Origin of the sequence: Nocardia sp. NPDC051911 (genome assembly GCF_040681035.1) — a bacterium.
In the GTDB taxonomy this organism is placed as follows: Bacteria; Actinomycetota; Actinomycetes; order Mycobacteriales; family Mycobacteriaceae; genus Nocardia; species Nocardia sichangensis.
Window position 1 is genome coordinate 1 of record NZ_JBFAXY010000012.1, and the last position, 11,733, is coordinate 11,733.

General features: G+C 68.3%; 12 protein-coding genes. 4 read left to right on the forward strand and 8 right to left on the reverse strand.

Features of this window, described 5'->3' with window-relative positions:
• Nucleotides 1-423 precede the first annotated feature (423 nt).
• From tyrS to AB0L97_RS16780, 6 genes are all read right to left on the reverse strand, one after another.
• The gene (gene tyrS / locus AB0L97_RS16755; RefSeq protein ID WP_364430181.1) at nucleotides 424-1,713 is read right to left on the reverse strand and encodes a tyrosine--tRNA ligase; all 1,290 of its coding nucleotides are present in this window, start codon (nucleotides 1,711-1,713) and stop codon (nucleotides 424-426) included.
• A gap of 421 nt (nucleotides 1,714-2,134) precedes the next feature.
• Nucleotides 2,135-2,560 carry a DoxX family protein gene (locus tag AB0L97_RS16760; protein WP_364430184.1) on the reverse strand — a complete coding sequence of 142 codons (426 nt, stop codon included), beginning with the start codon at nucleotides 2,558-2,560 and terminating at the stop codon, nucleotides 2,135-2,137.
• A gap of 108 nt (nucleotides 2,561-2,668) precedes the next feature.
• Nucleotides 2,669-3,310 carry a DNA-3-methyladenine glycosylase gene (locus AB0L97_RS16765; protein WP_364430187.1) on the reverse strand — a complete coding sequence of 214 codons (642 nt, stop codon included), beginning with the start codon at nucleotides 3,308-3,310 and terminating at the stop codon, nucleotides 2,669-2,671.
• A 192-nt stretch (nucleotides 3,311-3,502) separates the two neighbouring features.
• Entirely contained in the window at nucleotides 3,503-4,648 is a 1,146-nt protein-coding gene (locus tag AB0L97_RS16770; RefSeq protein ID WP_364430190.1) for a low temperature requirement protein A, read from the reverse strand.
• 25 nt (nucleotides 4,649-4,673) lie between these two features.
• Nucleotides 4,674-5,564, reverse strand: coding sequence for an RNA polymerase sigma-70 factor (locus AB0L97_RS16775; protein WP_356969060.1), 891 nt, complete (start codon nucleotides 5,562-5,564; stop codon nucleotides 4,674-4,676).
• Nucleotides 5,561-6,739, reverse strand: coding sequence for an FAD-dependent oxidoreductase (locus AB0L97_RS16780; RefSeq protein ID WP_356969058.1), 1,179 nt, complete (start codon nucleotides 6,737-6,739; stop codon nucleotides 5,561-5,563). The genes AB0L97_RS16775 and AB0L97_RS16780 overlap by 4 nt, the downstream gene beginning before the upstream one ends.
• A 244-nt stretch (nucleotides 6,740-6,983) precedes the next feature.
• On the opposite strand from AB0L97_RS16780, the gene AB0L97_RS16785 reads away from it, so the two are divergent.
• From AB0L97_RS16785 to AB0L97_RS16800, 4 genes are all read left to right on the forward strand, one after another.
• Nucleotides 6,984-8,504 carry a multicopper oxidase domain-containing protein gene (locus tag AB0L97_RS16785; RefSeq protein ID WP_364430195.1) on the forward strand — a complete coding sequence of 507 codons (1,521 nt, stop codon included), beginning with the start codon at nucleotides 6,984-6,986 and terminating at the stop codon, nucleotides 8,502-8,504.
• 87 nt (nucleotides 8,505-8,591) lie between these two features.
• Entirely contained in the window at nucleotides 8,592-9,323 is a 732-nt protein-coding gene (locus tag AB0L97_RS16790; protein ID WP_364430198.1) for an ABC transporter ATP-binding protein, read from the forward strand.
• Nucleotides 9,320-10,114: an ABC transporter permease gene (locus tag AB0L97_RS16795; RefSeq protein ID WP_356969053.1), complete on the forward strand. Its 795-nt coding sequence runs from the start codon at nucleotides 9,320-9,322 to the stop codon at nucleotides 10,112-10,114. Before AB0L97_RS16790 ends, AB0L97_RS16795 begins: the two co-directional genes overlap by 4 nt.
• Entirely contained in the window at nucleotides 10,111-10,746 is a 636-nt protein-coding gene (locus AB0L97_RS16800) for a TetR family transcriptional regulator (protein WP_355080819.1), read from the forward strand. The genes AB0L97_RS16795 and AB0L97_RS16800 overlap by 4 nt, the downstream gene beginning before the upstream one ends.
• A gap of 25 nt (nucleotides 10,747-10,771) precedes the next feature.
• Here the strand turns inward: AB0L97_RS16800 and AB0L97_RS16805 are convergent, their stop codons facing one another.
• Nucleotides 10,772-11,290, reverse strand: coding sequence for a L,D-transpeptidase (locus AB0L97_RS16805; protein WP_355080817.1), 519 nt, complete (start codon nucleotides 11,288-11,290; stop codon nucleotides 10,772-10,774).
• Between the two features lie 208 nt (nucleotides 11,291-11,498).
• Entirely contained in the window at nucleotides 11,499-11,729 is a 231-nt protein-coding gene (locus AB0L97_RS16810; protein ID WP_355080815.1) for a Trm112 family protein, read from the reverse strand.
• Nucleotides 11,730-11,733: the final 4 nt, after the last annotated feature.

An 11,733-nucleotide genomic window follows, 5' to 3' on the forward strand; every position in this document is an offset into this window, starting at 1 on the left:
CTCCACACGGGGGGTGAAAAGGCCGGAACCAAAAAATATTTGGCACTGACATTCATCGACACACTATTGAGTTCTCAAAGAACACACGCACACACATCCGGGCCAGTCTCGACCGGACCTTCCGTGAGGCAACTTTCCCAGCCTAACCAAGCAACCAACCGAAGTCAAGACCATCGGCCGATCTGCGTCATACTGGGCTGACAGGCGCTCCTCGTACTACCTCGTTTCCCGGTCCTGCTCGGCGTTTCCGCTTCGCTTGGCTCCGGGTCGGAGTCCGTGTCGCTCTGACTTGGACTAAGTTACGCGGCGGATAACGCTACGTCAAATCGCCTGAACAACTTGGCGTTTCCGCAGGTCAACGGTGCGCGATCGGAGTGATCGGCGGCTTGAATCACACGGATGTGATTCAAGCCACCGCGACTGTCATGCACCTGCCCGAAGAACCCCCGCCAGGTTCTTCTTGCCGCGCCGCAGCACGAGCCAGCGTCCGTGCAGGTAGTCGGCCTCGGCAGGCGTCCATTCGATGTCGGAGATCTTCGCGTTGTTCACGGCGGCGCCACCCTCGTTCACCGCACGCCTGGCGGCGCCGCGGCTCTCGCACAGGCCGGTCGCGACGAGCAGATCCACAATGGTGTTCGATTCACCCGCCTTGATCTGCGCGACCTCACCGTCGACGGCGGCTTCGCGCAGGGCCGCGCCGAGCGTCGCCTCGTCGAGCTCACGCAGTTCACCTCGGCCGAACAGCGCCTGGCTGGCCAGTTGCACCGCATGGGTGTGGGCCTCGCCATGGACCAGGGTGGTCATCTCGGCGGCCAGCCTGCGCTGCGCCTCCCTGGCGTGCGGACGCTCGGCGGTCGCACGCTCGAGTTCGTCGAGTTCCTCGCGGGACAAGAAGGTGAACCAACGCAGGTAGCGCACCACGTCGGCGTCCGCCGTGTTCACGAAGTACTGGTACCAGGCGTACGGGCTGGTCATCTCGGGATCGAGCCACAGGCTGCCGCCGCCGGTGGACTTGCCGAACTTCTTGCCGTCCGCCGAGGTCACCAGCGGAACGGTCAAGGCGTGCACGGCCGCGCCGTCGACCCGGCGGTTGAGTTCGACGCCCGCGATGATGTTGCCCCACTGGTCGGAGCCGCCGACCTGCAGCGTGCAGCCGTAGTTGCGGCGCAGCTGCAGGTAGTCGTTGGCCTGCAGGAGCATGTAGCTGAACTCGGTGTAGGAGATGCCCTCGCCGTCCAGTCGTCGCTTGACGGTGTCGCGCGCCAGCATGACGTTCACCGAGAAGTGCTTGCCGATATCGCGCAGGAAGTCGACGGCGGACAGCGGCCCGGTCCAGTCCATGTTGTCGGCGATGACCGCTCCGGTCGGGGAGTCGTCCAGGTCGACGAAACGCTCGAGCTGGGAGCGGATCCGCTCGGCCCAGCTCGCGACGGTGTCGGCGGAGTTCATGGTCCGCTCGCCGACGTCGCGCGGGTCACCGATCAACCCGGTGGCGCCACCGGCCAGCACGATGGGTCGATGTCCGGCGCGCTGGAAACGCTTCAGCGCGAGCAACGGCACCAGATGGCCCGCGTGCAGGCTGGCCGCGGTGGGATCGAAGCCGGCGTAGAGGGTCAGCGGCCCGGCGGCCGCCGCCGCACGCAAGGCATCCAGGTCGGTGGACTGCGCGATCAGACCGCGCCAGGTCAGTTCGTCGATGATGTCGCCGCTCACGATGTCCTATCTTTCCGCACGAGGTTCGGGGCCACGTGTGCACCTCGGTCTCGGGCGCGCGGCGGTGTCGGTCGAATGATTTACATGCGAGCGGTCGAGGTGTCCGCCCGACCCGTTCGCGGAGACGGATCGCCGTCCGGTCTCGCCGCGTTCGGTGAACGAGCACAGGTGCGAGGTTCCGTGCCGCATCGGACCGCTACGCGGCGCTCGCCGCACTCGCGCGAGAGTTCGTGGTGGATGGCCGAGGCTCGCGGTCGAGACGGTCGTTCGACGACGAGCCCGGCAGAGTGATCGACGGTAGCGAGCACCTGGTGAGCGCACCGACCCAGAGCGCCCCAGGCGTCCACCGCGACGTATTACCCCGTAATGCGCATCGACGGTCGGTGGACCGGAGTCCACCGACCGTCCACTACGCGTGCACTCAGCGCGGCAGCATTTCCCGGACCGCGGCGATGCTGTCGCGGCGCTGGTAGGCGATCCAGGCGAACACGACGGCCAGCACCAGCGGGAACGGAGCCAGCGCGGGAGCGCCCAAGAGGAATGCCTGGGTGGCGGCCGCCAGCACCATGGTGACCGAAAGGCCGGAGGCGGCCAGTCCACTCAGCCGCGGCACGAGCAGACCTGCGCCGCCCGCGACCTCGACCAGGCCGGTGAGGTACCGGAACCAGTCGCCGAATCCGATCTCGTGGAAGATCCGCACCGCGTCGGACTGACCCACCAGTTTCGGCATGCCCGAGGCGACGATCAGGAACAGGCCGAGCAGGATCTGCAGGGTCCACAGGGTGCGGTTGAGCACCTTGCCGGGGCGGGCTACGGCGACGGTGCCGGTGGTGGTGATGGCGGTCATGGTTCTGTCCTTCGGGTCGGTGGCGCCGGGTTGGTGGCGCGTTCACCTGATAGGACGGGAACCTTCGCGAAAACTCATCGCGCCGCGGCGAAAAGTCTCGACGAGCCGTCAGACCGACTGCGCGGCGGACAAGGGAGCGCGCGGACTGCGCCGGTACACCGACACCGCCCGCGAACCCGGAAGCCAGAAACGCCACGGCACATCCGCCGCGCTGCTGACGCCGACCCGTGGGCCACTCGCGATCTCGGCGGCGTCGACGGGGCTGTCCAGTTCCAGCCGGATCGGCGACGACGGATCGAGCAGCGGAGTTCCGTAGTCGCTCAGAGTGATTCCCAGCGCACCGCCGAGATTGCCCGGGCCACGGGCCAAGTCGAGATCGGATCGGGCGCCGGGACGTCGCGCGCGCGCCGTCTCCAGTCCCGCGACGACCTCGCCGGAGCGGATGAGCGCGGCGCTGGCGATGCCGTCCGGTCCGCTCGTCACGTTGATGCAGGTGTGCATGCCGTAGCTGAGGTACACGTACAGCACACCGGCGGGGCCGAACATGACGCCGTTGCGCTTGGTCCGGCCGCGACCGGAATGCGATGCCGGATCCGGCCACGGCCCGGCCGGGTCTCCCCCGTAGGCCTCGACTTCGACGATCCGGACACCGACCGGGCCCGACCACAAGGTAGCCCCGAGCAGACGGCGGGCGGCGGCGGGAGGTTCGACGGCAAGTTCCTCGACATATTGGGCACACACAGCCGCCATTGTCCTCGACGGCGACAACGGAGGCGGGGCAGCGCAGCCGCTCGGCACGCGTACCGCCTCGGCACGAACGATCGCGACGAGGACATGACGGCGTGCCATGTGGCGTGAGCGCCGATGCGCACAGACCGACCCGACCCTCGACGACCGGCGGAAATCGTTGACCCGGCCGACCGGAGCAGACAGTGTGCGCATTCAGATATACGCGCTGTGCTCGCCGGACCGCAGTGTGAGCAAGTCGTCGGCGATCACGGCGGCGTACGCCACGATCACGATCGCGGCAAGTTGCGCCCAGGAGACCCAGTAGACGCCGATCGGGGTGGTGGCCGCCACCGCGAGCGCCGCGAGCAGGCGCGCCCAGGGACGCGTCAACCGCAGTGCCAGGCGGAAGAAGAACTGACCGAGGAAGTACAGCGCGACGCCGCCGGAGAGCGCGGCGGCCACGGCGACCGGGCTCGCCACGCCGCCCCGGGCGATGCTCATCTGGATACCCGCCGCGGCCACGATGACGCCGATCAGCAGTGGGTACAGGGCGTAGCCGTAGGCCAGTACGGCCGGCCGGGACCGTTCCCGGTCCGGCACCGCGGCCAGCGCGTGCTCGCCGCGCTCGTCGTCGACGCCGAAGTACGCCCACCACAGGACGTAGGCCAGGCAGAGGCCGAGGCCGACGGTGGCGATCAACTCCGGCGTGATCCGCTCTCCGGCCAGCCCGGCGCCGATGGCGACGAGGGATTCGCCGATCGCGACGATCACGACCAGCCCGTGCCGCTCGCAGAAATGACTGGCTCGGACCACGAAGTCGCCCGTGTCGACCAGATAGGGGCTGATCACCTGCACCGCGAACGCCGATATCCAGCAGGCGTACTGCACCCAGTCGTGCACGAACCCACCCGCCAGCACGAGGGCGGCGGCCAGGGCGTTGAGCGGGGCGATCCGGCGGATCGCGGTGGTCGCCGACGTGCCGCCCGCCGAGGCGAACAGCGCGGTATGCACGGCGGTGACCAGGACGTATCCGAACCCGAAGGCGATGCCGGTGCCGTGGAACGCGTCCGGGATGGCCAGAGCGAGGACGAAGAAGGCGAACATGCCGACCAGCAGCCAGGTCCGCCGGGCGGAACTGTTCGGCGCGACCTCGTTGGTGAGCCACACGTAACCGGAATACATCCACCAGATCACCCCGAACAGCAGCGCCACCTGCGCGAGTGCCTGCCAGCCTGGATGGTGTGTGTAGACGTGCGACAGCTGGGTGATGGTGAGAACGAAGACGAGATCGAAGAACAGCTCGAGCGTCGAGGCCCGTACCTGTCCGCCGTCAGCGGACAGGGCACTCTGGTTGGTCACGGCTGGAGCCTAGAACGGCGGAAGATCACCCGAGCGCGTCGGTGCCCATGGAAAGGCCCTTCAGCTTGTACGGGTTGACCTGGAACCGGAGGTTCTGGATTCGTCCGTCGACGATGTCGTAGGTGAACGCGGCCACCGGGGAGCCGCCGATGAATACGAGCGCGCCGAGTTCACCGTTGATGCAGGCGGATTCGAACACGAAGCCCGCGACGACCGGCTTGGCCAGCACGCCGAGGATCCAGCGGGCCACGTGATCGGGTCCGTACAACGGTCGGCGCGCCGCGGTGACCACGCCGCCGCCGTCCGACCACGACGTGACGTCCGGGGCGAGCAGATCCATCAGCGCGTTGAGATCGCCGCCGGAGCAGGCGGCCATGAATCGGGCGGTGACATGGTCGCGCTGCGCCTTGTCGGTGTCGAACCGCGGCCTGCGGGATTGCACGTGCTGCTTGGCGCGGTGCGCGATCTGCCGGATCGCGGGTTCCGGCCGGTCCAGGGTCTCGGCGATCTCGGCGTGCGTGTAGCCGAAGACCTCGCGCAGCAGGAAGACCGCGCGTTCGACAGGACTGAGCGTTTCGAGAACCACCAGCATCGCCGTGGAGACGGTGTCGGCCAAGTCGGTCTCCTCGGCGATGTTCGGTGCGGTGAGCAACGGCTCGGGCAGCCAGGGGCCCACGTAGTTCTCGCGGGTGGCCTTGGCCGAGGTGAGCCGGTTGAGCGACAGGTTGGTGACCGTGCGCACGAGGTAGGACTTGGGTTGCCGCACCGTCGACCGATCGGTGTCGTTCCACTTCAGCCAGGCGTCTTGGAGGACGTCCTCCGTATCGGTGACGGTCCCCAGCATCCGGTACGCGGTGGCGAACAGCAGACGTCGGTGTTCGAGAAACGGGTCCTGCTCGGTTGTCCGGTCGGTCATGGCTGAATTCTCCTGGTGGCTCGGCCACCTTTCGACAGCGCGACCGACACCGTCATCCGCTTGCTCAGCGCGAAGGTCGGTATCGGGCTGCTGCTGACGGTCTCCTTGTAGATGACCGCGGCGCGTCCGGCCAGGTAGCCGCGGCGCGGGCGGTCGTCGGCTTTGGTGAACTGGATGACCGCGTCCTTGCGGCCGAGGCTGACCGGCTGGTGGAAATACCCGAAGCGGAACGGCCGCACGCGCTTGCCGCGCAGTTGCCGCGCGATGACGTCGGCGGTGTAGGCGGCGGTAGGCATCCCGCTCTGGCAGGTGCCGTGGATCTGCCCCCACGCTTGACGGACCGCGGCGGCGTCGCCGATGGCGTGGACGGCCGGATGCGACACCGACCTCAGGGTCGGGTCGACCACGATCAGCCCGTGCGCGTCGGTCTCGATGCCCGCCCGCGCGGCCAGCGGTGACACGCGAACACCCGCCGTCCACAGCGTCAGGTCGGTGGGCACCAACTCGCCACCGGCCAGTTCGACGGCGTCGGGCAGCACCTTCACCACGGCCCGGCCGGTCTCGCGGGTGACGCCGAGGCGATCGAGCGCACGATGCAGGTACGCGCGGGCGTTCGTCCCCATCATGGCCCCGAGCTCGCCGGTGCTGATCAGGGTGACGCGCGCGCCGGGATGACTCTCGGCGATCTCGGCCGCCGCCTCGATGCCGGTGAGGCCGCCGCCGCAGACCGCGACGGCGCCGCCGCGCGCCGCGACCTCGGTGAGGCGCTCGGCGAACCGGTGTGCGGTGGCGGGGTTGTCGAGGGTCCACGCATGGTCTGCGGCGCCGGGCACGATGGTCGTGTCCGCGGTGCTGCCCAGGGCGTAGATCAATTCGTCGTAGGGAAGACGAGTCGTCTCGTCGACGGTCACCTCTTGGTTCACCGGATCGATGGCCGTGGCCCAGCCCTGGACGAAGGCGACCCCGGTGCCTTCCAGCAGCGCGGGAATCCGGTGGTCCGCGAGTTGCTGACCGGCGGCAACCTGATGCATGCGCAGACGCTCGGTGAATCGGGCCGAGGGGTTGACCAGCGTGATCCGGACGTCGAGCGCTCGGGTGCGCCGGGCCAGCCGCACGGCGGCGAGCATGCCGGTGTAGCCGCCGCCGAGGACGACGATGCGATGTTCGGTGTTCATGGCAGTGCTCCAATGGTCGGGTCACCGGGGCAGGAATGGCGGATGGTGACGACCATGGGACAAATGACCGGACCCGGACGTGACACCCCGGGCTGTGTTCTGGGTCACAGTACGCGAGCCGCTTCCGATCGGTGCGTGATCCCGCACCCGGAAAGTCCGGACGCGGGCATCAGGGGTGGACCGGGGGTGGAAATAGGGATGCTCCCGGATGCGTTGGGGCACTTGCCATTTCTACCGTCGGTCCATGCTTTCGGATTTCCGGCCGCGCAAGCGGCGGTGGTTGCTCATCGTTGTCGTCTGCGTCGCGGCGTTGCCGGTCCTCGTGGTCGGTGGGGTCGCCTGGGTCTACGCCCGAGCGGACGTGTCCACGGTCGGGAAGACGGAATTCCGGAACGAACTCGCCATTCCTCCGCTGGCGCCGTCGCGGGTGGGCGCCGACGGGACGCGCACGTTCGAACTCGACATGCGCGCCGGGCGAAGGGAATTCCAGCCCGGCCGGACTACGGAGACGTGGGGATTCAACGGCGACTACCTCGGGCCGACGCTGCGGGCGCGGCGCGGGGAGAACGTGGCCGTCACCGTGCGCAACACGTTGTCGGAGGCCTCCACCGTGCACTGGCACGGCATGCACCTGCCCGCGGCAATGGATGGCGGGCCGCACCAGATGGTGGCTCCCGGCGCGGCGTGGACGCCGCAGTGGACCATCGATCAACCGGCCGCGACGCTCTGGTATCACCCCCATCCGCACGGTGCGACCGAAAAGCACGTGCGCCGCGGACTGGCGGGTATGTTCCTGCTCGACGACGAGGTGTCCACCGCCTTGCCCCTCCCCTCCGACTACGGGGTGAACGATCTGCCGTTGATCGTCCAGGACGTGCGGTTCGACGGCGCGGCGTTCGACTCCGCGCATGCGATGTTCCGCGACGTCGGGTTTCTCGGCGATCGGACGATGGTCAACGGCACGCTCGCGCCGTACCGCGACGTCGGTGACGAACTCGTCCGGTTGCGTCTGCTCAACGCCTCGACCGCGCGGATCTACACCTTCGTCTTCGCCGACGGGCGGCCGTTCTCGCTCGTCGCGACCGACAGCGGGCTGATCGAAAGACCGAGCACCGTGGACCGGCTTCGGCTGTCACCGGGCGAGCGGGCGGAGATCGTGGTCCGGATGCGGCCGGGCGAGCGCACCGTGCTGCGCGGCAGCGAACTCGACGCCGGGCTGGATTTCTGGACTCAGCGGTTCTCCGGCGGCGACGACACTTTCGACATCCTCGAACTACGCGCGGCAAGCACGTTGCGGCCCGCGCCGGAACTCCCCGCGGTCCTGGCGTCTCCGACCACCCCGGACGGCGGTGATTCGGTGCTGGAACGGCATTTCGACCTGAACCTGGCCGGGATCAACGGCAGGCCGATGGCCATGGACCGCATCGATTTCGCGGTCACGCGCGGCACGGCGGAGACCTGGGTGGTGCGCAACAACGACGGCATGCCGCACAACTTCCACATCCACGACGTGCGATTCCGCGTGCTCGCGGTGGACGACGAGCCGCCGCCCCCGGCACTGACCGGCCCGAAGGACACCGTCTTCCTGCCGCCGAACAGCACGGTCCGGCTGGCGATGCGCTTCGACGGCCCGGCCGATCCGGACGCGCCGTACATGTACCACTGCCATCTGCTCTGGCACGAGGACCTCGGGATGATGGGCCAGTTCGTGGTCGTGAACCCGGGCCAGGCGGCGGGAACACCGCCGATGCGGCACGGCCACTGATTCCGGGAAAAGCACTCTTGCCGGTCGAGCGCGAGCGCGCTAAATTCATCGTACAGTGAATTCAACACTCGATGAATTGAGGCGACCGTGTCGCAAGCCAGCCCCTCCCCCGCCGTCGAGGTACGAGATCTGCGGGTCCACCGCGGCGGCCGTGAAGTCCTGCACGACGTCTCGCTGACCATCCCGCGCGGCTCGATCACCGGGCTGCTCGGTCCGTCCGGATGCGGCAAGACGACGCTGATGCGCAGCATCGTCGGCACCCAGATCATCGAATCGGGCGAGGTCACCGCGCTCGGCCACCCGGCGGGCTCCCCGACGCTTCGCCATCTGATCGGGTATGTCACGCAGGCGCCCAGCATCTACAACGACATCAGCGTCCGGGAGAACGTCGCGTACTTCGCCGCGCTCTACGGCCGCGATCGCGCCGACGTGGACGACGCGATCACAGCGGTGGGCCTGGCCGATCACGCCCAGCAACGCGGCGACGAACTCTCGGGCGGCCAACTGACGCGAGCATCGCTCGCGTGCGCGCTGGTCGCCCAGCCCGAACTGCTGGTGTTGGACGAACCGACCGTCGGCCTGGATCCCGTGCTGCGCGTCGAGTTGTGGAAGCAGTTCCACGAACTGGCCGCGAACGGGACGACACTGCTGGTCTCCAGTCATGTCATGGACGAGGCCGAGCACTGCGACCGGCTGCTGCTGATGCGCGACGGTCAGTTGCTGGCCCAGCTCAGCCCCGACGAACTGCGCGCGCAGACCGGCGAGCAGAACTTGGAAACCGCCTTCCTCACCCTTATCACGATGGGACAGAACGCATGACCGCCATCTCGGAAGCCGCGCCGAAGCGGACGCCGACGCTGCGCCCCTACGCCGCGACCACCGGCCGCATCCTGCGGCAACTGCGCAACGACCACCGCACCGTCGCCATGATCCTGGTGGTCCCCGCCCTGCTGATGGCGCTGCTGTATTTCATCTACAAGGACACTCCGACCAACCCGCTGAATCCGGTGCCGCTGTTCGACCGGGTCGGCATCAGCATGCTCGGCATCCTGCCGTTCATCGTGATGTTCCTGATCACCGCGATCGCCATGCAGCGGGAACGCACCTCGGGCACGTTGGAGCGACTGCTGTCGACGCCGCTGACGAAACTCGACCTGCTCGCCGGATACGGCACCGCGTTCTCGCTGGCCGCCGCCGCGCAGGCGATCGTCGCCTGCTTGGTCTCGTTCGGTTTGCTCGGACTGGGCTCGGCGGGCAGCCCCGCGTGGGTGGTGCTGATCGCCGTCGTCGACGCGGTGTGCGGGGTGGCGCTGGGTCTGCTGGCGAGCGCGTTCGCCCGCACCGAATTCCAGGCCGTACAGTTCATGCCGGTCGTGGTCGCCCCGCAGATCTTCTTGTGCGGCTTGCTCGTTCCCCGCGGCCAACTGCCCGATTGGCTGGAGGTGATCAGCAACGTGATGCCGTTGAGCTACGCGGTCGACGCGCTGCAACAGGTATCGACGCATCCGGAGGTCACCGGCCAGATGTGGCGCGATCTGGCCATCGTCGCCGGGTTCGCGATCGTCGCCCTGTGCCTCGGCGCGGCCACGCTACGACGGCGGACCGCGTGACGGCAGGCAACGGCGCCGAGCGTCCCGCTCGCACCGGCCGCCGACCCGGGCAATCGGGCGCCCGCGAGGCCATCCTCGCGGCCGCCCGCGCCCGGTTCGCGGATATCGGCTTCGACAAGACCTCCGTGCGCGCGGTCGCCACCGACGCCGGGGTCGATCCCGCTCTGGTGCATCACTACTTCGGCACCAAGCAACAGCTCTTCGCCGCGGTGGTGGAGTTGCCGGTGGATCCCGAGGCGACCTTGCGCGTCATCGAGGCCGCACCGCTGGACCGGTTGGGCGAGACCATTCTTCGCACGGTGGTCGCCGTGTGGGATTCGCCCGCGGGTCCCGGCGTGGTCGCGATGGTGCGCAGTGTCCTGGCCGGCAGTCACGATCCGTCCCTGGCCAGGGCGTTCCTCTTGGAGGTCGTGCTGGAACGCGTCCGCAGGCGGATCGCCACCCCGCAGGACGACGGCCGCGCCCGGATCAGCCTGGTCGCCTCGCAGATGATCGGCGTGCTGGTCGGCCGCAAGGTCATCGGAGTGGAACCGCTGGCCTCGATGTCCGCCGCCGACCTGGTCGCCGCCGTGGGCCCGACGCTGCAGCGCTATCTGACCGGTGACATCGGCCAGGAACCGGTGTCCCGGTGACCGCGACGAGGGGACGCCGGGGCCGTCACTCCACGACTTCGACGACGTCACCGGGCCACAGGTACTCGTAGAACGCCTTGGCACCCTCGTAGGTCATCCGGACGCAGCCGTGCGACTTCTTCTCGATCGGACCGACATGGAAGGCGATGTCGCCGTTGAAGAAGGTCGCGTACTCCATCGGAGCGTTGTGCATGGTGCTCCAGTGGAACTCCTTCTTGAACGAGACGTGGAAGACGCCGGGCGGCGTCTCGTATCCCGGCATGCCGTGCGAAATCGGCGTCGGGCCGTAGACCACCTTGCCGTCGTCCATCAGCCACGCCTCATTGGTGGACAGCCTCATGCACGCACGGGCCGCGGTGGAACACGGCGCCACGGCCGGAGGGGGCGGCGGAGGTGGAATGAGCGCGGGCAAACCGGGGATGTCCGGGCCACCCGGCCACAGTGGCTCGGCCTGCGCGGGCGTCGCCATGGCGAATCCCGCCGCCGCGACTGCGCAGGCCATCGCGCATCGAGCCGTCCAATTACGTAAACGCGAATCGCTCATGACGTTCCCGACCTCTCTCTCATACGCCACCTGTGCGCTGATCAGGTCGGTCGCAACGCCCCTGTGCTGGAGCGAGATGACCGTCTCGAAGTGCAAATGATCATGGCGGAGCCGGCTTCGAACGGTCAATGGACGCGAAACGACCGTGACGCATCCGTTGCCGCGCAGTGGGCGAGTCGTGAGAGAAAGGGGACGGCCGCGCGGAGGGTCAGGCGTCGCCCTGAGCGGTGAACGCTTCGTGCTCGGCGTCGGTGACGTCCCTGGCTTCGTCGACGAGCAGCACCGGGATGCCGTTCTCGATCGGGTATGCCCGCCGCAGGCGCGGGTTGTAGAGCAACGCGCTGTCGTCGGCGGCGCGGACCAGCCGCAGCGGGCCCTTGTCCTGCGGGCAGGCCAGCAGGCTCAGCAGTGTGGCGTCCAGGGTGGTGTGCTCAGGCATATCA

Bases quoted from the DNA above. Each gene is read 5' to 3' on its own strand.
- AB0L97_RS16765 (WP_364430187.1), bottom strand. From the start codon at position 3,310: ATGGCGGCTGTGTGTGCCCAATATGTCGAGGAACTTGCCGTCGAACCT.
- AB0L97_RS16805 (WP_355080817.1), bottom strand. From the start codon at position 11,290: ATGAGCGATTCGCGTTTACGTAATTGGACGGCTCGATGCGCGATGGCC.
- AB0L97_RS16760 (WP_364430184.1), bottom strand. From the start codon at position 2,560: ATGACCGCCATCACCACCACCGGCACCGTCGCCGTAGCCCGCCCCGGC.
- AB0L97_RS16775 (WP_356969060.1), bottom strand. From the start codon at position 5,564: ATGACCGACCGGACAACCGAGCAGGACCCGTTTCTCGAACACCGACGT.
- AB0L97_RS16795 (WP_356969053.1), top strand. From the start codon at position 9,320: ATGACCGCCATCTCGGAAGCCGCGCCGAAGCGGACGCCGACGCTGCGC.
- AB0L97_RS16785 (WP_364430195.1), top strand. From the start codon at position 6,984: ATGCTTTCGGATTTCCGGCCGCGCAAGCGGCGGTGGTTGCTCATCGTT.
- AB0L97_RS16780 (WP_356969058.1), bottom strand. From the start codon at position 6,739: ATGAACACCGAACATCGCATCGTCGTCCTCGGCGGCGGCTACACCGGC.
- AB0L97_RS16810 (WP_355080815.1), bottom strand. From the start codon at position 11,729: ATGCCTGAGCACACCACCCTGGACGCCACACTGCTGAGCCTGCTGGCC.